At 63.3% G+C, this 20,083-nt stretch carries 21 protein-coding genes and 1 tRNA gene; 8 read left to right on the top strand and 14 right to left on the bottom strand.

Annotated elements, in window-relative coordinates:
- Positions 1-115: 115 nt before the first annotated feature.
- Positions 116-589: an Rrf2 family transcriptional regulator gene (locus F1735_RS18710; RefSeq protein WP_167238342.1), complete on the top strand. Its 474-nt coding sequence runs from the start codon at positions 116-118 to the stop codon at positions 587-589.
- A 541-nt stretch (positions 590-1,130) separates the two neighbouring features.
- A complete protein-coding gene (locus F1735_RS18705; RefSeq protein WP_167238366.1) occupies positions 1,131-1,523 on the top strand; it encodes a VOC family protein in 393 nt (130 codons plus the stop codon).
- Between the two features lie 147 nt (positions 1,524-1,670).
- Here the strand turns inward: F1735_RS18705 and F1735_RS18700 are convergent, their stop codons facing one another.
- Both F1735_RS18700 and F1735_RS18695 read right to left on the bottom strand, forming a co-directional pair.
- A complete protein-coding gene (locus tag F1735_RS18700; RefSeq protein WP_167238341.1) occupies positions 1,671-3,932 on the bottom strand; it encodes a carboxy terminal-processing peptidase in 2,262 nt (753 codons plus the stop codon).
- A 173-nt stretch (positions 3,933-4,105) separates the two neighbouring features.
- On the bottom strand, positions 4,106-4,618 hold the full coding sequence (locus tag F1735_RS18695; RefSeq protein WP_167238340.1) for a hypothetical protein: 513 nt from the start codon (positions 4,616-4,618) through the stop codon (positions 4,106-4,108).
- Between the two features lie 11 nt (positions 4,619-4,629).
- On the opposite strand from F1735_RS18695, the gene F1735_RS18690 reads away from it, so the two are divergent.
- Positions 4,630-5,517, top strand: coding sequence for a M24 family metallopeptidase (locus F1735_RS18690; protein ID WP_267876677.1), 888 nt, complete (start codon positions 4,630-4,632; stop codon positions 5,515-5,517).
- 3 nt (positions 5,518-5,520) lie between these two features.
- Here the strand turns inward: F1735_RS18690 and F1735_RS38595 are convergent, their stop codons facing one another.
- Entirely contained in the window at positions 5,521-6,015 is a 495-nt protein-coding gene (locus F1735_RS38595; protein WP_222853026.1) for a hypothetical protein, read from the bottom strand.
- Between the two features lie 184 nt (positions 6,016-6,199).
- The gene (locus F1735_RS18680) at positions 6,200-6,448 is read right to left on the bottom strand and encodes a DUF3297 family protein (RefSeq protein ID WP_166897872.1); all 249 of its coding nucleotides are present in this window, start codon (positions 6,446-6,448) and stop codon (positions 6,200-6,202) included.
- 119 nt (positions 6,449-6,567) lie between these two features.
- Between F1735_RS18680 and F1735_RS18675 the strand changes: the two genes are divergently transcribed.
- Positions 6,568-7,269: a hypothetical protein gene (locus F1735_RS18675; protein WP_167238338.1), complete on the top strand. Its 702-nt coding sequence runs from the start codon at positions 6,568-6,570 to the stop codon at positions 7,267-7,269.
- A 25-nt stretch (positions 7,270-7,294) separates the two neighbouring features.
- Here the strand turns inward: F1735_RS18675 and F1735_RS18670 are convergent, their stop codons facing one another.
- The 4 genes from F1735_RS18670 to F1735_RS18655 all read right to left on the bottom strand — a co-directional run bounded on the left by F1735_RS18670 (position 7,295) and on the right by F1735_RS18655 (position 10,357).
- Positions 7,295-7,717 carry a DUF7684 family protein gene (locus F1735_RS18670; RefSeq protein ID WP_187364290.1) on the bottom strand — a complete coding sequence of 141 codons (423 nt, stop codon included), beginning with the start codon at positions 7,715-7,717 and terminating at the stop codon, positions 7,295-7,297.
- A 28-nt stretch (positions 7,718-7,745) separates the two neighbouring features.
- A complete protein-coding gene (locus F1735_RS18665) occupies positions 7,746-8,297 on the bottom strand; it encodes a thymidine kinase (RefSeq protein WP_167238337.1) in 552 nt (183 codons plus the stop codon).
- A 69-nt stretch (positions 8,298-8,366) separates the two neighbouring features.
- Complete coding sequence (locus F1735_RS18660) at positions 8,367-9,293, bottom strand: NADP-dependent oxidoreductase (protein WP_167238336.1); 927 nt, start codon at positions 9,291-9,293, stop codon at positions 8,367-8,369.
- On the bottom strand, positions 9,290-10,357 hold the full coding sequence (locus tag F1735_RS18655; RefSeq protein ID WP_167238335.1) for an alkene reductase: 1,068 nt from the start codon (positions 10,355-10,357) through the stop codon (positions 9,290-9,292). Before F1735_RS18655 ends, F1735_RS18660 begins: the two co-directional genes overlap by 4 nt.
- 102 nt (positions 10,358-10,459) lie before the next feature.
- On the opposite strand from F1735_RS18655, the gene F1735_RS18650 reads away from it, so the two are divergent.
- Positions 10,460-11,359 (top strand): LysR family transcriptional regulator, encoded by a 900-nt coding sequence (locus tag F1735_RS18650; RefSeq protein ID WP_167238334.1) that lies wholly within the window; start codon positions 10,460-10,462, stop codon positions 11,357-11,359.
- Here the strand turns inward: F1735_RS18650 and F1735_RS18645 are convergent.
- Genes F1735_RS18645 through F1735_RS18635 form a run of 3 tightly spaced genes read right to left on the bottom strand, consistent with a single transcriptional unit; the run spans position 11,356 to position 14,979 of the window.
- Positions 11,356-11,913: a sugar O-acetyltransferase gene (locus tag F1735_RS18645; RefSeq protein WP_373888549.1), complete on the bottom strand. Its 558-nt coding sequence runs from the start codon at positions 11,911-11,913 to the stop codon at positions 11,356-11,358. The genes F1735_RS18650 and F1735_RS18645 overlap by 4 nt on opposite strands.
- Before the next feature lie 12 nt (positions 11,914-11,925).
- Positions 11,926-14,142 carry an acylase gene (locus F1735_RS18640; protein WP_167238332.1) on the bottom strand — a complete coding sequence of 739 codons (2,217 nt, stop codon included), beginning with the start codon at positions 14,140-14,142 and terminating at the stop codon, positions 11,926-11,928.
- Between the two features lie 48 nt (positions 14,143-14,190).
- Positions 14,191-14,979: a hypothetical protein gene (locus F1735_RS18635; protein ID WP_167238331.1), complete on the bottom strand. Its 789-nt coding sequence runs from the start codon at positions 14,977-14,979 to the stop codon at positions 14,191-14,193.
- 254 nt (positions 14,980-15,233) lie between these two features.
- Here F1735_RS18635 and F1735_RS18630 point away from each other — a divergent pair, with 254 nt between their 5' ends.
- Positions 15,234-15,797 carry an SMI1/KNR4 family protein gene (locus tag F1735_RS18630; protein WP_167238330.1) on the top strand — a complete coding sequence of 188 codons (564 nt, stop codon included), beginning with the start codon at positions 15,234-15,236 and terminating at the stop codon, positions 15,795-15,797.
- A 378-nt stretch (positions 15,798-16,175) separates the two neighbouring features.
- On the opposite strand, the gene F1735_RS18625 is transcribed toward F1735_RS18630, so the two are convergent.
- Positions 16,176-16,262, bottom strand: a tRNA-Leu gene (locus F1735_RS18625).
- 181 nt (positions 16,263-16,443) lie between these two features.
- Here F1735_RS18625 and F1735_RS18620 point away from each other — a divergent pair.
- Together F1735_RS18620 and F1735_RS18610 are read left to right on the top strand one after the other, a co-directional pair.
- Positions 16,444-16,935: a hypothetical protein gene (locus F1735_RS18620; RefSeq protein ID WP_167238329.1), complete on the top strand. Its 492-nt coding sequence runs from the start codon at positions 16,444-16,446 to the stop codon at positions 16,933-16,935.
- A 138-nt stretch (positions 16,936-17,073) separates the two neighbouring features.
- Positions 17,074-19,182 (top strand): DUF6055 domain-containing protein, encoded by a 2,109-nt coding sequence (locus F1735_RS18610; protein ID WP_187364293.1) that lies wholly within the window; start codon positions 17,074-17,076, stop codon positions 19,180-19,182.
- 232 nt (positions 19,183-19,414) lie between these two features.
- Here F1735_RS18610 and F1735_RS18605 read toward each other — a convergent pair whose 3' ends face one another.
- Together F1735_RS18605 and F1735_RS36575 are read right to left on the bottom strand one after the other, a co-directional pair.
- Positions 19,415-19,609 carry a hypothetical protein gene (locus F1735_RS18605; protein WP_167238328.1) on the bottom strand — a complete coding sequence of 65 codons (195 nt, stop codon included), beginning with the start codon at positions 19,607-19,609 and terminating at the stop codon, positions 19,415-19,417.
- A gap of 123 nt (positions 19,610-19,732) precedes the next feature.
- Positions 19,733-20,083, bottom strand: a 351-nt coding sequence (locus F1735_RS36575) for a hypothetical protein (protein WP_167238327.1), incomplete at its 5' end; no start/stop codon positions are given.

The following is a 20,083-nucleotide window of genomic DNA, read 5'->3' as shown; positions in this document are numbered from 1 at the left end:
GTACCTGAAAAAATCGCCCTGGGAAGATGGCTTTTGCCGGTGCAATTTGGATGCACGGGCAGTGTCGGGAGGCGGTAAACTGTGGGCCCCGGATCACCTTTTATCGCCCCATTCAATGAGAACAGACAGCCGCCTTTCCCGCGTGCTCCATGTGCTGCTGCACATGGCCAGGCATGACGGCCCCTTAACGTCGGAACACATCGCCAGGATGCTCGATACCAATCCGGTGGTGGTGCGGCGCACCATGGCCGGCTTGCGCGAGGCCGGATATGTGACGTCCGGCGCGGGCAAGCACGGCGGCTGGTCGATGGCCTGCGACTTGCGCGCGGTGACCCTGCTCGACATCCATCGCGCGGTGGGCGGGCCGCATTTGTTCGCCATTGGGGTCGATAAGGCGCATCCCGACTGCGCTGTTGAAAAGGTGGTCAACCAGGCGCTGGGCGACGCGCTGCAACGGGCCGAAGCGATTTTGATCGAGAGCCTGGGCAATGTGGTGCTGGCCGACCTGGCGCGGCAGTTCGATCAGTTGTGCGTGGGCGGTGGCTGGGAGAAGGCGGCGCGGACAGGGAGCGCTGATGGCGGCAGATAGACCAACCAGAAAAGAATCGCAACTTGCTGGCGAACTAGGCCGGTTCGTGCAGCAGTATGCGCGGAAGGCGCCTGAAGGGAAGGAAGCAAACGACCGGCGTGATGATCGGAAGCTCGACGATAAAAATGAAACGCCTTTCGCCTCTGGACCTTTCCGAACTTCTCTCGGGAGAGGAATTCGGCCCGGTCGATCCCTGTCGAAAACAGACAATAGAAGATGACACGCCAGACAGGTAAACACGGGCGGGTGTCATCGCTCTGGCAGGAAAAACTGCGTGGCGGACGTCTCCAACACCGCACCGGGCAATGTAGCCGGCAAAGGGATGCGCAATCGCTTCGCCTTTCAGCTGCATGATCTTGCAAATGAAAGACAGACCCCGCATATCTGGCCCCACGTCAAGCCGTTAAACCGTTATGATCGACGAACTTTTTCGGGGCAAGGTGGGAGCAGTCGAACATCCGATAGCGCCCGCCTCCGTCTACTTTTAAGTACCATCAACATTCAGCCCGGCCACATGCGCAGGGCAATAGGAGAGAAAAATATGTTCAATCACATCATGGTAGGTTCAAACGACATCGAGCGCTCGAAGCGCTTCTACGACGCGCTGCTCGGCATGCTCGGCGCCGGCGAGCCGATTCGTAACGTGGCCGCTTCCGGTCACACCCGGCTGTTCTACCGCCACGATGGGAACACGTTTTGCATCACCGAGCCGATTAACGGTGAACAAGCGACCTGCGCCAATGGCGCGACCATCGGCTTCAAATGCAGTTCGCCCGAGCAGGTAACGCAATTTCACGATGTCGCGCTCGCACATGGCGGCGTCACTTGCGAAGGCCCGCCAGGTTTGCGGGAAAGCGACATGGGCGCCATGTATCTGTCCTACGTTCGCGATCCGGACGGCAACAAACTCTGCGCGCTGCACCGTCCCAAGTAGGTTGCCGAACGAGCGCGCCAGGTAGCCGGCAAAAAGGTGAGCCAGACCTGACCACGCCCGGCTCACGACACTGCAATTGCCTCATCACGCTGCGTAAACGCAGACGGGGCCGTCAGGCCCCGTCGCTGCAACTTACCGCATCCCTACTCAGTTACCGGCTTTGACCGCCGGCAGGTAAGGCATCAGGCGCGCCGCCATGCGCGTATCGCCCTTGAGCATCTCGATCTCGTCCGAGAGAATATGCGCCGCTTCCTGCAACATCACGTCCTTGGCGTCCTTGGCCGCTTTTTCGGCGGCCAGTTCGGATGCCAGGTTGCGCTCGTCGGCCTGCAAGCCATCATCCTGGCGGTTCGGCTTGGTAGCGGCGGCTTTGCTCATCTTGGCCGGCGGCGCCAGCTTGCTGCGCGCATCCTTGGCGTCGCTCACATCGGCCGGCTCGTCGGTGACGGCGGCGCGCAGGGCCAGCTGGCGCGCTTCGCGCTGCTTGGCCTTCGCTTCGAGCGCATCGCGTTCCTTGCGGCGCACCGCTTCGTTGAGCGAAATCACGTTGTCCTTGCGCAGTTTACGCAGCTCGGCCATGTCTTCCTGCAAGTACTGGAAGTCCTTGTCCTTGGCAATGCGCGTTTCGTGACGTTTTTGCAGCGGGGCAATCAATTGCTTCAGATTGCCCGACGGCGTATACACCGCCGGCTTGATGGCCACCCACGGCAAGGCATTGTCGTAGCTCGATTCGCCGAAGCCTTCCGGGTCGGACGTGACCGGCATCTTGATGTCGGGCGTGACGCCACGCAACTGCGTGGTGCCGCCGTTGATGCGGAAGAATTGCGCGATCGTCATCTTGAGCTCGCCATAGCGGGCTTTTTCGCCGGGGTTGCCACGGTCGAGGTTGACCAGGGTCTGGACCGTGCCCTTGCCGAAGCTCGGCTCGCCCAGTACCAGGCCACGGCCGTAATCCTGGATCGCGGCGGCAAAAATTTCGGACGCCGAGGCCGAGCCACGGTTGATCAGCACGCCCATCGGGCCATCCCAGGCCAGGCCGGCCTGGGTGTCGCTCTCGACCGCCACGCCGCCGTCGGCGCTGCGCTGCATCACGACCGGGCCCTTGTCGATGAACAGGCCGGTCAGCTCGACCGCTTCGCCCAGGGCGCCGCCGCCATTGTTGCGCAGGTCGATCAGCACATTGTCGACCTTATCTTTCTTGAGCTCGCCGAGGATGCGGGCCACGTCGCGCGTGGCGCTCTTGTAGTCCTTGTCGCCGCGGCGGCGCGCTTCGAAGTCGAGGTAGAAGGTTGGCAAGGAAATCACGCCAACCCGGCGCTTGACGCCGCCATCCTTGACTTCGATGATGGTTTTCTTGGCGGCCTGCTCTTCCATATTGATTTTCTTGCGCACCAGCGCCACCGTGACGGTCTTGCCGTCGGTGCCGGCGTCGACCGGCAGCACGTTCAGGCGCACCACCGATTCCTTCGGACCACGGATCAGCTGGACCACGTCGTCGATGCGCCAGCCGAGCACGTCGGTGAAGCCCGGCGAATCGGCCTGGGCCACGCCGACGATGCGGTCGCCCACTTTCAGCTTGCCGGACATGCCGGCCGGGCTGCCGACCACGATTTCGCGGATGACGGTGTAGTCTTCGCGCTGCTGCAGCACGGCGCCGATGCCGTCGAGCGAGAGGCGCATGGAAATCGCAAAATTGTCGGCCGAGCGCGGGCCGAGGTAGTTGGTGTGCGGCTCGATCGAGGTGGCGTAGGCGTTCATGAAGGTCATGAACACGTCTTCGCTGTCGACCTTGCCCATGCGGCCGACGTAGTTTTCGTAGCGCTTGTCGAGCGTTTCGCGGATCGACTTGTCGTCTTTACCAGCGAGCTTCAGGCGCAGCCAGTCGTTCTTGACGCGCTTGCGCCACAGGTCGCGCGCTTCCTCGATATTCTTTGGCCAGGCCGCTTTTTCGCGGTCGATCTGGAAGGTTTCGTCGATGGTGAAGTCGAACTTGCCTTTGAGCAGCTCACGCGAATACGCGAAACGCTCGTTGAAACGCTGCTGGTACAGGCTGTACATGGAAAACGGCGTGCTCAGGTTTTCGGCCTTGATCGCATCGTCGAGCCTGGTGCGGATCGGCTCGAAGCCGTCGATATCGCTCTGCAGGAAATGCAGCCGGTCGCTGTCGAGCGACTTGAGGTAGCGGTCGAAAATCTTTTCCGACATCGCATCGTCGAGCGGGGTGACCTTGTAATGGTGGCGTCCGAAGACCGTGGCGGCCCAGGCGGCGGCCTGGGTTTGCGTGGCAACCGGCTTGAGCGGCGTGGCGCCGGCTTTGGCAGGCTGGGCAACCGCCTTGACGGCTTGCGGGACTGCCGCTTGTGTCGTCGCGGCAAATGCCAGTGCGACCATCAACATGTGCTTCTTCATTCGTTGTCTCTCCGAGCGGGAACTGGTGTTATCTGCGGGCGAAACCGTGCAGTGCAAGGGCGCCCAGCCGCTAAATCGGCTACTGCTTCCGATTCTAACAGGATAGTGGCATAAGACAGGGCGAGCCACGCAGCGGCGCGAAACCGAGCTTACGGGCTGACGGCGCTACAGCTTCATGGATTTACAAATTGAAACAGGTGTGGGCGGAAGTGGAACACCGTCCAGCCCGCAGCGCCGATGATGAACAGATAAGGCCAGGAGCGCAGCGCGATGCGCCAGTCGACCATCGATGGCCAGAACGAGAGGAACTGGGGCGCCAGCGCCAGCGCAATGAGCAGGTCGCGCGTGTCGAACTGCCAGGCCTGGTGGCGCGTGCGCCACCAGGCCACGCAGAACGGCAGCAGCACAATCACCAGCGGCGCCAGGGCGGCCGGGGCGGCGTTGTACCAGCGCACCCGGGTCAAGGTGACCGAGCCCAGCTCCCAGTGGCGCCCGACCCGGCGCGGGATCACCGTAAACGAGGCGGGCCGAGCGCCGGTCAGCAGGCCGGCCACGAAATGGGCCAGCTCATGGCAGATGGTGCCGGCCACGGTGAACAGGAAAAAGAAGGGATGGGTCCCGGCCAGCACCCGGATCACCAGCGCCAGCGCGACCGAGGGCGCGAGGTAGAGAACGATGTCTTTCATGCTGCGGGGAATTGTCCGGCGTTCATCGCCGAACTTATACCATAGACCAGCCCGGCAAGACGCAGGCATGGTATCGTGCGCTCCCCTTACGCCGCACTGCGCCATGCCGATGTTGTTTACCACTGTCCGCCCTACCCCCCCCCAATTCGCCGGCGCTGAACGCGCAACTGGCCGACCTGGCGCATGCCCACAGCGAGCTGATGGCCGCCGTGCTCGGCGCAGTCCAGCCGGGCATGGCCACCGCCGAACTGGCCGACATGGCCCGCGAACAAGCGAAGAAACGGGCAATTGGCCTGACGATGCGCACCAACATGGGCTTTCCCGACGATATATCGGTGTGCCTCAATGCGCAGGCGATGAATGCGATTCCGGGCCGGACCACGCTGATCAAGGATGGCGACGCACTCAAGTTGGCAGTGTGCGGCACCGACGGCGCAGGCGCATTTTGCGTGCAGAACTGGAGCATGCAGGCCGGCACGATCCTGCCCCGACGACGCCTCCTGCTCGAGCACGCCCGCGCCTGCATCGACGCCGCCGTACCATTGTGCCGCCCCGGCGTGACCGTGTCGGCGCTGGTAGCGCAACTGGGCAAGTCGGCGCTCGACAAGGGGATCTTCATCTCGCCGCACTTTGCCGGCCATATGATCGGCGCACAACCGAACCTGCCGCCGATGATCGTGAAGCCGAAACGCTGGTTCGGCACCGACCATGTACTGACCGAAGGCACGGTGCTGTCGCTGTTCGTGCTGGCCCATGAGGGCAAGCCGACGCTGGCAGAGCGAGGCGATGGCTGGACCATGCTCGACCGCCAGGGTGGCCTGTCGGCGGCCTTCAGCCACATGGTGCGGGTGGCGAGCGCGCCGCAGGTGCTGACAGGGTCGTATCCCCTGTACGCTTGACGCCTAAGTAAGTGCTAGTAAAACTGGCAATCCCAGCGCCACTGGCCATCCGGCGCGCGGAAGAAGTAGCCGACGCCATTGTCGCCCCACATCCAGCCGACCTTCTCTTCCGAGCCGGCCTGGAACACAACGTCGTGAAGGCCGACGCCGTGTACGATTTCGTACGGATAGCCGCCTGCCTTGGCGCTCCCGGATCAGCCATCCTTCGCCGTGCGGCAGATCGAAGGGATGGCGCGACTGGTTGTGGAACAGCACCAGCAAGGCGACGTCGCGCAACTGCCCGGGGACGCAGGGCAGTCCGGCCACGCGGATTTGCAGCAGCGGGAACATCGGCTTGCCCTCAAACTCGGGCAAGGTTTCATGCGGCAAGCCGACCGCGCGCCCGAACCAGGACGTCAGCGGGTCCTGCGGCGGACGGAAACCGCCAGCCGTGGCCAGTGAGGCGCTGCGCAGGTGCTGGCGCAGCGCGTCCAGTTGCGCGCGGGCCACGGGATTCATGCTGCGCCGTTCTCGGACAAAAACCGCCTTGCGGTATCCAGACCACGTCATCCCCTCTGCACAAATGAATATCCCCGATGACACAACCGCGATGTAAACACAGCGCGGCGGCATCAGCGGGGACAAAATTGGATCACGGGCTCGCCAGCCCGGCCCGAAAGCGGCCGGATGGCATCAAATCGTTCTATTTATAGAACGCTTCGACCGTGCCTTTGAGTTTGATCAGCATTGGATGACCCTTGCGGTCCAGCGCTTTGCCGGATGGAATCTTGATCCAGCCTTCGCTGATGCAATATTCCTCGACATTCAGGTGCTCTTTACCGTTGAGCTTGATGGCGACGTCGCGTTCGAACGCCGCTTCATTGTGAAAAGGGCTGCGCGGGTCGATCGACAGGCGGTCGGGCAATGGGGGGAGTGTAGTGGTATCGTTCATGGACGAATTATCCCCCAGATCGGCGGCGAGTACAACGCTCTTCGGTGGCGCCTTTTGCGCCGATGGCAAGTATGGCATCATGCGCCTTTCGGGCGAGCTGCCCAACTTAAAAGGAAATCATGACAGCACTGACACGTTTCAGCGATGCGGAAGACGCCCTGCACGAGGGCCGCCACAACGAGGCGCTGCAAGGCTTTATCTGGTTCTACCAGCACGCCCTGGACGAAGATCCGGCGCTGGAAGAAATACGCTACTACCTGGTCGGCATGTGGGCCGAACTGGGCCGGGCCTACCCCAAGGCGCTCGACGCGCTGCGCACCGTCCGCGCCGACAAGGCCAAGGCACTGCTGGCCGGCGCCAACGACCGCGAAGCATTCTGGGATATCGTCATCATCGATTCGGAACTCGGCGATACGGCGGCGACCTATCAGTACTACAAGGCGCTGGCCGCAGCCTCGCCGGCCTTTGCCGCCGAGTGCGCGCTCATTGCCATGCCGGCCATTGTGGAGGCGCAGGACTACGCCCTGGCGGCAAAACTGATGCCGCCGGCCGAGCCGTTCGTGCGCGAGATGGCGCGCGTGCTCGAACAGGACATTGCGGCGATCAAGCAGCGCCCGTTCTCGCACTTACCCGAGCGGCGCGCCGAAATCACGACCTACGTCAGCGAAGTCCAGCGGGTACTCACCGTTTTGGCCGGCAATGGCGAGCTTGAGGACGCGGCCCGTATCGAGGCGCTGGCGGTGGGCCTGATCAAGAGCCCGTCGGTGCGCAGGGAGGTCGCGGCCGGATTGGGCAAGCGTTCCAGGGCGCGGGTTTCCTGAGCGCGTCGGCGGCGACCCGGGCGCGTCACACTGCCGCGTACGCGTGCAGCAGCGCGTCCTGGTTCGCCGCTTCGGCAATATGCAGCAACACCGTGTGCTTGAGTTCCACCAGCGGGTGCGCCGCGTCGTACTTGCAAAAGCCGAACACCTCCTCGATCGGATCGTCCGCATGCCCTGAAGTGGGAATGAAATGCTGGTCGGGGATATCGCCGAAGTCGAATGCTTCGATATTGGCCATATCGACCGCGTCGTCCCAGGAACTGCAATCGACGCCCCAGGCGATCATGTAGCGGCAACCGGACTTGACGATCCAGTCGCTCACCTGCGATTGCCATTCGGGCGCGACCGCCGCGTCGGCGATGACCACCATTTTGTACGGCGCCGGCTGCACCCGCCCTGTGGGCAGGCTGCCGGGCGCCAGATGAATATAGGTGACAGGATGGGACATGCAAACACCTCCTTACCCTCGGGCCGTGTCAGCCCGCGTAAAAACACCGGCCGCAGGCCTGGCGGTATTGCTCGTTCCCGCCAATCGACACTTGCTCGCCTTCCCTGATCCGCTTGCCCTGCTCGTCCACGCGGATGTTCATCGTGGCTTTTTTCCCGCAGGTGCAGATATTCTTCAACTCCTCGATGTCGTCGGCCAGCGCCAGCAAATAGGCCGAACCGGGAAACGGCTCGCCCCGGAAATCGCTGCGCAAACCATAGCAGATGACCGGCACGCCGCGCACCTGCGCCAACTGGTGCAGTTGCTGCACCTGGGCGGTCGATAAAAACTGCGCCTCGTCGACCAGCACGCAGGCCACTTTCGGCACCTCGATCAGGAAATCGGTTTCGCCATCGAAGATATCGACCTCGCGCTGCGGCCCCAGGCGCGATGTGACCTGCCCCACGCCGTAGCGGCTGTCGATCGCGGCCGTGTACAACTTGACCTGCTGGCCCTGCTCTTCATAGTTATGCGCGACTTGCAGCAGCGCTGTCGACTTGCCGGCGTTCATCGCCGAATACCTGAAATAAAGTTTTGCCACTGCATGTTCCCACCAATTGAAGCGCGTCATTATAGCAAGCGCGGCGGACGTGCCTGTTGCATCTTGGTATCAGCGGGTGAAATCGACGACCACTTTGCCGGGCCCATGCCCGCTGTGACTTTCTTCGATGGCCGCCGCCAGGCCGTCGATGCCGGTGACGCGGGCAATCGTCGAGCGCAGCGTCCCTGCGGCGACCATGGCGGCGATCTCGCTCAATTGCCGCCGGTCCGGCGCCATCGTGAACCACAGGCCGCGCCGCCCGGCCGGTGCGCGCGCCGCGATGTCGGGAGCGGCCGTGCTGACGATGGCGCCGCCCTCGGCCAGCACCTGCCACGAGCGATCGAGCGTGTCGCCGCCGACCAGGTCGAGCACCAGGTCGATGTCGCGCACCTGCTCCTCGAAGCGTTCGGCGTGCCGGTCGAAAACGCGGTCCGCGCCCAGCGCCAGCACATGGCCGCGACTGGCTGCCGACGCCGTCGCCAGCACCACCGCACCGGCCGCCTTGGCAAACTGCAGCGCGAAGCTCCCTACCCCGCCGGCCGCGCCGTGGATCAGCACACGCCGGCCGGGCAGCAGCGGGCCGGCGGCGCGCAATGCCTGCCACGCGGTCAGGCCGGCCACCGGCAGCGCTGCGGCCTGCACGTAATCCATCGCCTGCGGCACCGGCGCCAGCCTGTGCGCCGCCACCACCACCACGTCGGCGTAGGCGCCCAGCGCGCCGAACGGTCCCATGACCCGGTCGCCCGGCGCGAAGTCGGTCACGCCATCGCCGAGCGCCATCACCTCCCCGGCCAGCTCGATGCCGAGGGTGGCCGGCAGCGCAAGAGGGAACACCGCCTGCAGATACCCCTGGCGGATCTTCCAGTCCAGCGCATTGACGCCGGCGGCGCGCACCCGCACCAGCACCTCGCCGGCGCCTGGCGCGGGTACGTCAACCTGGTCGACCTGGACCACGCCGGCGCCGCCGTAGGCGTGGATGCGAACGGCGCGCTTCATGCCGCTTCTCCCAGCGCCGGATAATCGGTGTAGCCGGCCGTGCCGGGCGAATAGAAGGTTGCGGAATCGGGCGCATTGAGGGGTGCGCCCTGGCGCAAGCGCCGCACCAGGTCGGGATTGGCCAGGTACAGGCCACCGAACACCGCGGCGTCGGCACGCTGCGCGCCGATGGCCGCGTCGGCGCTTTCCTTTACCAGCCCGCCGCCTTGCAGGTAAGCGCCGGCGAACAGCGGGCGCAGTGCCGCGTGGTAGTCGAATGAGGTCTTGAACTGGGCCACATGCAGGTAGGCCAGCTTGAGCGGTGCCAGTTGCCGCACCAGGTAACTGTAGGTTTCCTGCGGCGCGGCATCGCTGATGTCGTTAAAACCCATCTCCGGCGCGATCTTGATGCCAACCCGCGCGCCGCCCGCCTCGCCCGCCATCGCGGCCAGCACGTCGAGGATGAAACGCGCGCGGTTTTCCAGCGAGCCGCCATATTGGTCGGTGCGCTCGTTGGTGGACGATGACAGGAACTGCTCCGGCAAATAGCCCGACGCCGCATGCAGTTCGACCCCGTCGAAGCCGGCGGCGAGCGCGTTGCGGGTCGCGCTACGGTACTCCTCGATCACGGCTTGCACCTCGCTGGTCGACAGTGCGCGCGGCTGCGTCAGTTCGAGCGGGCCGGCGGCGGTATAGACCGTGCCGGCCGGCTTGATCGCCGATGGCGCAAGCGGCGCCGCGCCGCCAGGCAGCATGCCCGGATGCGACATGCGCCCGCAATGCATCAACTGCATGAAGATGCGCCCGCCCTTGCGGTGTACGGCGTCGGTGACATCCTTCCAGGCGGCGATCTGCGCATCGGTATGAATGCCGGGGGTGCGCACATAGCCCTTGCCCATCGGGCCGGGAAAGGTGCCTTCGGTGATCAAGAGGCCGGCGTCGGCGCGCTGTTCGTAATACGTGGCGACGGCGGCGGACGGCACGCCGCTGGCGTCGTCGGAGCGCGAGCGCGTCATGGGCGCCATCACGACGCGGTTGGGCAGTGTCAGTTGGCCGAGTTCGAGCGGGGTGAATAAGGTGTTCATCTGTTTCCCTTCTGGCTGAGTGAGAACCCATGGTACATTGCTGCATCAATGAGATAAACAGACAAAAACAAGATACTCTGCTGCATAAATGGAGCAATCGGCATGCAATTACTGAACTACATGCAGCTGTACGTGGAAGTGGCGAAGACCAAGAACTTCCGCAAGGCGGCCGTCACGCTCGGCATGTCCAGTTCCACCCTGTCGCGCAATATCGCCGCGCTGGAAAAGGAAATCGGCGTGCGCTTGCTGCACCGCTCCACGCGCCGGGTCGAGCTGACCGACGCCGGGCAGGCGTACTTCAACCGCTGCCAGGGCATCGTCGAAGAAGCCAACGTGGCGCACGAAGCGCTGCGCGGCGATGCGGCGCGTCCGAGCGGCACCTTGCGCGTTTCGATGCCGGTGGACCTGGCGATCAACTACCTGGCGCCGCTGCTGGCCGAATTCGCCATGGCCTATCCGCTGATCGACTTCGAACTCGAAGCGGCCTCGCGCCGGGTCGACCTGCTGGCCGAGCCGTTCGACCTGGCAATTCGCATGGGGCCTGCGCCGAGCGCGCCATCGACGCTGGTCGCACGCCAGATCGCGCTGCTCGAGCGCCAGCTATATGCGGCGCCGGCCTACCTCGAGCGGGCGCCGCCGCTCGACCATCCGGACGACCTGATACGGCACGCCTTGTGCGCCGCTCCGGGTATCGGGCAGGGTGGATGGACCTTGTTTAAGGGCGCGGCCAGCGTCACGGTGCCGGCCAGGGCGCGCTTCCTGATGAACAACGTGGGCCTGAGCCGCGCGCTGGCAAGCGAGGGCGCCGGCATCGCCATCCTCGACAACGTGATCGCGCGCGACGAACTGGCCTCGGGACGGCTGCTGCGGGTGCTGCCAGAATGGCGCCTGGCGCCGATCCCGGTGCATGCGATTACCGACACGCGCCTGCTGTCGGCGCGCACGCGGCTGTTCGTCGACTTTCTGAAGGCGCGCCTGGCGGGTCGCAATTTAGCGGTTTAGGGACGGGTACCCAGCACGCGCGCAGGGTTGCCGACAGCGGTGGCGCCGGCCGGCACGTCGCGCGTGACCACGCTGCCGGCGCCGATGACGGCGTCGTCACCGATGCTCACACCGGGCAGGATGATGGCGCCGCCGCCGATCCAGACATTGCGCCCGATGCACACCGGGCGGCCCGATTCCAGTCCCGCCTTGCGCAGCGCCGGCTCGCGCGGGTGGTCAGCCGTGTAAATCTGCACGGCCGGGCCGATCTGGGTGCCCTCGCCGATGGAAACGCTCACCACATCGAGAATGACGCAGTTAAAGTTCAGGAAAACGTCTTTGCCGAGGTGGATGTTGTAGCCGTAATCGCAGTGGAACGGCGGGCGGATCACCGCGCCCTCGCCCACCGCGCCGAACTGCGCGGCCAGCAAAACGCGGCGCGCCGACGCCGGCTCGCCGAGGGCGGCGTTGTAGCGCACCATCCACGCCTTGGCGGCCGACTGGTCGGCCTGGATTTCCGCGTCGCCGGGGCGATATGCTTCGCCGGCCAGCATTTTCTGTTTTTCGCTCAAGATCACGTTGCGCTCCTATTGGCCGGGATGGTATTTGCGTTCGAGGTGCTTCTCGATATCGGCTTTGTAAAACAGGACATCCTTGAACTGCCCCTTGCTGTACATCTCGGCCTGGTCGCTGAAATGCGGCGAAGCCGGATTGCCGCTGTTGCCGCCGGCCAGAATGCTTTTGGCGCGCACGCGCGGCCCGAACTCCACGACCGCCACGAAGCTGTTGCCACGGTCGCCGTAGATGCGCTTCGTCGTTTGCGGCGCCACCATGCCGAAGGCGGCCAGCGAACCCCAGTTGGCCGACGCGAACGCCACCGGATAACTCGGTTTGGCGTCATCGTACTGCTGCCTGACATCGCCGCTGACGCGCTGGAAGCGGTTGATCTCGCCCCATGGCGTTTGCCAGGCGCCGAAGTCCGTCTCCAGTCTGGCCGTGGCGCGCACCAGCGCTTGAAGGCGCTCGGCCGGCGCCAGGCTGTCGCGGATGTAGTCGAGCGTGGGCACGCCGTTCGCCTTGGCGGCGGCGGACGCATTCGCGACCATCTCCTGGCCCCAGTAGACGGCCAGCGAGGTCGCAACCGAGTCGAGGCCGTAACGGCGGTCCCACGCGCGCAAGGCGGCCATTTGCGGCGCCAACTGCGCCTTGAGCGCGGCGCCGGCGGGCAGCTCGTCGTAGGCGGCGGCCAGGGAGGCGATCAGCGGATCGAAGGCGGTCAGGTGGCTGTCGTAAGCGGCGGCGATCAGGCTATCGAGCGTGAAATCCGTGCGGTTTTCCAGCACGGCCACGGCATGCAGGCCGCGCGCGTTCTCCGGCAGCGACCACATATATACAGGGTAGTCCTGCTGGCGCGGACTGCTCGCACCGGCTGCCGCGAACGGCCAGTTGTTGGTGTTCTGGATCCAGCCGCTGGCCGGGTTGAGCAGCGTGATGGTGTCGTCGATGGCGTGCAAGCCTTGCCATTCGGTGGCCGGATTGCTGCCGTCAACAGGCTTCTTCCAGTCGAAGGCGGTGTCGCGCTTCGGCACAAAATTGCCGTGGAAGTAGGCGATGGCGCCGTCGGCATCCGCATACACGGTATTGTTCGACGAGTTGGTGCGCAGCGCCATCGTCTTGCGGAACGCCTTGTAATTGCGGGCCTTGGTGCGCATGTACGACTGCGTGAGGGCCTTGAGCGGCTCCTCCATCAGCTTGACCGCGACCCACTTGCCGTCCTGCGCGCGCACCACCGGCCCGTGGTGGCTGAAGTAGGCGGTAACGCTCTTGCTGGCCATGCCGCCCGCGCTCTTGTAGGGCAAGGTGATCTTGACTTCGCGCAGGGAGCGCTCGCCGCCGCCGTACTGGTAGACGTACCTGCCGTCTTTTTCGGTCACCGTTTCGAGGTATTCGTCGATCACGTCGCCGCCGCCCGAGGTATGCATCCAGCCGGCTTTGTCGTTGAAACCCTGATAGACGAAGAACTGGCCCCAGGTCACGGCGCCGTAAGCATTCAGGCCCTCGTTGCTGACGACGTGGACTTCAGGGCGGAAGTAGAACGAGGTGTGCGGGTTGATCAGCAGGAGAGCGCGCCCGGACGCGCTCAGTTTCGGGGCGATGGCGAAGCCGTTCGAGCCGCGCGGTTCGCGGTCGAGGGCATGCGGGGCGTCGGCCAGCGCCAGCGCGCTCTTCTTGCCGTAAAACTGCTCCAGGTCCTTGAGATTGATCGACTCGATATCGCCGCCGATGCTGCCTTCGCTGAACGCGAGCGCCATCCACGGCTCGAAATGCGTGATCAGCCTGGGTTTGACCTCGGGATGGGTGTGCAGGTAGAAGTTCAGGCCATCGGCAAAGGCGACCATCAATTTTTTAAGCCACGCCGGGCTGGCCGCGTACCTGGCCCGCATGTCGCCCGGCGTGATGAACATCTTCATGCGCAGGTCGCGCCAGATTTCGGCCTCGCCTTCGACTTCGGCCAGGCGCCCGAGCGCGTTGATGTAATTGAGTTCGACCCGGTTGAAATCGTCCTCCGCCTGCGCGTACAGCAGGCCGAAGACGGCGTCGGCGTCGCTCTTGCCGAAGACGTGGGGAATGCCCCACTTGTCGCGCATGATGGTCACGCGTTGCGCTGTCTTGTGCCAGCGCGCCTGTTCGGGCGTCACAGCGGATGACACGCCGGCGCGCCTGGCCGGCGCGGCGCCGGCGGGCAGCGCGCTGGCGATGGTGGCGCAGCCAAGCAGTGTCGAAACGAGAAAGGGTCGAAACATCGATGCATCTCCTGACGATTTTCAATCGCGGCGTGCGCTCCCGCGCGGCTACGCGGCGCTCTCGCCCAGGGCCGCGAGGCGCTCCCTGAGGACCTGGTTCTCGGCGCCCAGGGCATCGACCTTCTCGCGCAGGGTTGCCACCTGGGCGCGCAAGTCGGCTTCGGCGTCGGCTGGCGGCTCTTTGGGCGGACGGCTTGACGCTTTCTGTTCGCGCACCTGGCGCGCCGCCTGTTGCAGTTCCTTGCGCCCGCCGGCCACCGCCGCGATCTGCACCGATTCCGGCAGCGACGCCACGTTGGCGGCGGCGTTGATCGAGATCGTCCCCGAGCGCACCGCTTCTACCAGCTGCGGCGTGGCCGCCTTCTGGATGCGTTCAATCTGGCTGATGGTATTGCTCGACACGCGCGCGGCCTTGGCCACGTCTTCGCGCGTGTTCCAGGGCGGCGATTCGGGCACCTTGGCCGCGTCGGGCGCGGCCTGCGCGGCTTCCGGTTCGGCGGCGCGCTGGGCCACGCGGGCGGCGACGATATCTTTTTTGCGCAGCGCCAGCACGCCGCGCTGGTAGTCCGACACGCTGCGGCGCGCCAGGTGGTTATCGATCATCCACAGCATGACGTCGTCGAGCGAGGCGAAGGTCGCGTTCTGCACGGTCTTGAATGCGATGTGGTGCTTCTGGCAGATGTCGTAGCGATTGTGGCCGTCGATGAGCACATCGTTCCACAGCACCAGGGCGTCGCGGCAGCCCTCGGCCAGCAGGCTGCGTTCGAGCGCGGCGTATTCGTTGGCGGTGAGCGGGTCGATGAAGGAACGCAGTTCCTCGTTGATAGTGATGTTCAATTCGTGTCCTTGTAAGTACTGCGGCGGGCCGGACTGCGGCACGCCGCCACGAATGCTACACCATACCGCTGGCCGAGGGAACGCGACTACGCAGCAACAGGCGCGCCTGACCCGGCAAGGGAAGCTTCCTTTTTTGCAATTTTGCTGAGTTATACTGATTTCGATGAACTTCCGCTCGCGGCCAGAGGTGGGCCCTGGCCGCACATGGCGTCGAGTCGGCTTCATACCACAATGCGATTAACAGGAGTAGCGATATGCGTAGTTCATGGACCAGATTCGAAGTATGGCTAGCAGAGCATTGGCCTGAAGGGCTCGCTGGCCTTAACCCACCGGCGACGGATGAACAGATTGCGGGCCTTCAGGAAGCAATGGGGATCACCTTGCCAGAGGATTATGTGGCCTGCCTCAAGATCCATAATGGCCAGAATCCGGATGCAGGCGGATTGTTTGACGGTTCCGAATTCCTGTCAACGGATGAAATCCTGGCGCAATGGACGGTATGGAAGGGTCTGCTCGACGGTGGTGACTTTGCAGGCATTCATTCTGATCCCTCAAGTGGAGTCCGGAACGACTGGTGGAATGCCAGATGGATTCCATTTACCCACAACGGTGGTGGCGACCATCTTTGTCTCGACCTTGCCCCGGATACATCTGGATCGGCGGGACAGGTGATCACCATGTGGCACGATTCAGGCGAACGAGAGCTAGCCGCCCCCAATTTCGGTTCGTGGTTCACGTCGTATACGAAACGCGTATTTTCTGGCGACTTCGTTTACTCGGATGAGTACGGGGGGTTAATTGACCGCAATGACGCCTGATTGGCATCGCCTTAAGGTGCGCTCCCGTCAATTGCAGCGTTTCCAGAGCGCGTGCTTGGGGCGCTATGGCCGGTCGCCACAGGCCACTTGCAGCCAAGCGAACTATGAATGAGAGAAAAATGACGAGATCGGTCGTTGTACTTGCCCTTGTCCAGTTTGCCGCATATTCCAAGGCAAGCCCTCGTTTGGAAAGGGAGTAGGTCTGCGATAGTTGCCACGTATTAACTTTTTGGCACTGCCATTGCCCATTCCTCTGTCATTTTTTGGCAAAACCCGGACAAACCCGGATTTCGCTCAACGCACAGGCGCAAAAAAGTCCGGCTTCCTCCATGAGATTGGAGGAAGCCGGACCCTTTCTGGAACTAAACAGTCTATTCGTGGTGCCCGGAGCCGGAATCGAACCGGCACGCCCTTACGAGCACGAGATTTTAAGTCTCGGGTGTCTACCAGTTTCACCATCCGGGCAGCGGGCGAGATTCTAGCACAGGATATGGTCGATACGGCCACTTTTCCCGCGATCGCCACGCCTGCCCGCTGCGCATGGCGAAATGGAATGCGCGTCCATCATGGAACCGACAGGCGTTTTGCTGGTCTGACACGTGACAACTGGCCACCCTGGCCGGCGCAAACGCGATGCGAGAACACGATGATCGATAACCCTTATGCCCCGCCCCAGGCGACCGCTGGCACCACGAGCGGCGACACCAGGCTGAGCCCACCGCTCTGGAATCCAAGCGCGGCCGTTGCGTGGTGCCTGCTGTTCGGCATCATGTTCGGTTCCTGCATTCACATGAAAAACTGGCAAATGCTGGGCCAGCCCGCCAAGGCGGCGGCATCGAAACGCTGGCTGATCGGCAGTGCGCTGCTGTTCCTCGTGTCGTTCACGCTGGTGTTCGCCATGCCGGAATCAGGCCCGGTTGGCACCTTTAACTTCTTCTTCGGCTTCGCGGTCATCATCGCCTGGTACTTCATCAGCGCGCGCGACCAGATCCGCTTCGTCGCCAGTAGGTACGGCAAGACCTACCAGCACCGGAGCTGGGGCACGCCATTGCTGTATGGCTTGCTGGTCATCACCGGCGCTGGCATCGTCGGGGCCATCGCAGGGATCGTCACGGCTGTTGCGAACCGGGCGGCGTGACCGTTCTCCCGACCGTTCCGGCTTCCTGCGCCGCTACTGGCGCGAAAAAGATGATCACTAGGACTGAATAGAGTTACATTTTTCACAAGTCATCTGATAACATACCATTTCTCGTTGTACAACATTAGAGGGATGGACATGGATCAGCTTATTCGCAAGACATTGATTGCCAGCGCCAGCGCGCTGCTGGCCTGCAGCGCCGCGACACCGGCTTTCGCCGCCGATTGGCCGAGCGGATATACCAAGTGCGCCGCCGAGAGAGAGACCTGTGTGGTCGGCGCCGCCAAGCGCTCGGTGTCTTACGGCGCAAGCAACAAGTGGGTCACGAAAAGCCTCTCCGGCAATGTGGCGTGCAATAACGCCACATTTGGCGACCCCATCGCGGGAAAGAAGAAGTATTGTGCGATCGGCCCGGTGACGCCGACGCCGACCCCTACCCCAACTCCAACTCCGACTCCGACTCCTACCCCGACTCCGACGCCAACGCCAACGCCAACGCCAACGCCGGTGGTCGACAATGGCACCACGACCACGGTCTGGGCCACTGGCTGCGACAGCAACAAGCCCGCCACCACGCCGGGCACCTGGACCGCGGGCGGCCCCTCCCCCGACCGCCCGAACTACAAGCTGGTCAAGGAATCGACGCACTTTGCCTTCTATTCCGACGAAAAAGTCTCCGATACCGACCTCAACCTGGCGGTCAGCACGCTCGAAAACACGGTGTGGCAGAACCTGTTCAACAGTAATCTGTTCATGCCCGAGCCGTTCTACAACACGGCCGCCAAGATCAAGCCCTCGATCCACATCCATTCCACCGACGGCCTGACTGCCGGCGGCTGGGCGCGCGACCGGGTCGGCATGTGGATCGGGCCTGGCGCCCTGAAAGACCACTGGGGCCTGACCCACGAATTCACCCACGCCTGGCAATATTGGATGGCGTACAACGGCGGCCTTGGCTGTCCCGACTCGAACACCTGCGGCTGGATCGCCGAGAGCCACGCCAACTACACGCCGCACCAGCTTCCCGAGTACAAGAACGAAGCCCACTGCTCCGAGATGCTGTCGAACGCGCCGCACCTGTACCTTGGTTCAACGCGCGACCGCTACTGCAACTGGCAGTTCATGGAATACCTCAAGGACAAGCAGTGCCCGGTCGCGACCAACCAGATCTGGACCACCCCCGGTCCCGACCCGTTCACCAACATCCAGAAGTCACGCGGATGGAGCATGTCCCAGCTCAACGACTTTTTCGGCGATTGGGCCATGCACAACGTGACGTGGGACTACAAGGCCACGCCCGACGCCTTCCGCAACGCTTACGGTAACATCACCCAGGCCGACAAGTCCGAGCGCATGCACCGCCTGATGCCGCTCGAAGCGCTCGACACCAACTGGACCGGCAACCGCCGCTTCGTCTCGCCCAACTACGGCGCGCCGCAGCGCTTCGGCTATAACGTGGTGCGCCTGTATCCGGCCAGCGGCGCGACCACCATCACCGTCAAGTTCCGGGGCGTGAACCAGCCCGGCTCCGACGCCGACTTCCGCTGGGGCCTGGTGGCCACCAACGCCCAGTTCACCGCGCCACGCTACAGCGCCTTGCAAAAGGGCCTGGACGGCAACCTGACCTACAAGGTCAATGCCGGCGAACCGCTGTTCCTGGTGGTGACGGCCACGCCGTCGGTGTTCAAGACCATCGTCGCCGAACAGGAGTACGGCACCATCTGGCGCTATCCATACATGATCGAACTGGCGAACGCGTGGCCGCAGGGCTTCCAGAACGGCCAGCGCGATCCGTGCCCGGCCGGCACGGCGCGTCACGCCAACGGCGGCGGCTGCGCACCATCGACGACGCCGGCCAGCGTGTTCGTCGGCCCTTACGCGACGGTCCTGGCGGGCAATTCGGTCACCGGCAATGCGCGCATCGAAGACCAGGCCATCGTCGCCAACGGCACGGTATCGGGCGGCACGGTGGGCGGCTTGAGCATCATCGGGGAACGCGGCAACAACGGCGACAATGCCTTCATCGTCGGCGGCTCGGCCCAGGTGCGCACCACCTTCTACCCACTGGGATTCTTCGAACGGTCCCAGGTCGCATCGGGCAGCCTGAACCTGTACGGCGATGTGGAATACCGCGGCGAAGGCCTCAACCTGAGTTCCGGCAATCGCTCGGGGTTTGTCGATGCCGAGTCGCGCGTGGGACAGGCGACCGACATCAACACCAAGGTGCGTCCGGTGTGGCGGCCTTGACCGATTACCTTTTAGGTTGATGGTGTCACCGGCGCGCTGAGCGGCGGTGACACCTGGACGAAGAGCACAAAGTCCTTCCTGCTGCGGAACCATCTGCGTCGTTCGGACGCATGCGTCATTCGTCGTTTAATAGAACTTCTTCACACGACAGCGAAGGGTCAGCCAAGCGTCTCGATGAACTACTAATCAAGTGGACTGAAACTGCGCGCCATACTATTGTGGCGCGTAACGATTATGTCCTTTTGGCCGCCATTCGCTGCTCTGCAATGTACTCTTCCACTGCCAATTCTGAACTGCGCGCACACGATTCTGTTTGCTTTCTATGCAAAATCATTGCTTTGTATTTATGCCCATTGTTAATCATTTCTTTAACCTCTGGCGACAATTCCAATGACGTTTTATCAATTCCTGGATAGGAAAGCAACAACGTTTCTATCCGTTTCAAACGTTCGGCTTGAACTCCCAGTTTGGAAAGTACAATTCCCGCGAAAATGTAACTGTTCAGCCGTAACCAATCACCTCCCCGCAGACAATTTTTCTGCCTGGAAACTCAGTTCAATGTATGATGTGCAATCTTGTTAAAAAAGCCCACGCCTCTCACTGATTTCGACCTGCGCCAGATGGATGAAGAATGGCTGAGTTTGCTCACGCCTGAGCAACTCCAGTTGGTATCCGGGCGTTTGCTGCGTGAGCTGAAGGAAACAAGGGATAGGCTCAACCAATCATCAAGCAATAGCTCAAAACCACCATCGACACGGGCACCCTGGGCCGCCAATGCAAATTGTGCCGCGCCATCGCCCCCGTCCCCGGAGGACACGCCGGCATCGCCCACCTCGAACGTTGAAAGCAGCCCTGCCTCGGGGCTGGGCGCATCAGCGGGCACACCGGCCGATGGCGCCTG

It is taken from the genome of Massilia genomosp. 1 (genome assembly GCF_011682185.1).
Taxonomy (GTDB): Bacteria; Pseudomonadota; Gammaproteobacteria; order Burkholderiales; family Burkholderiaceae_D; genus Telluria_A; species Telluria_A rubra.
Note: the sequence above shows the minus strand (reverse complement) of the source record. Positions and strands in the feature narration are given on the sequence as shown.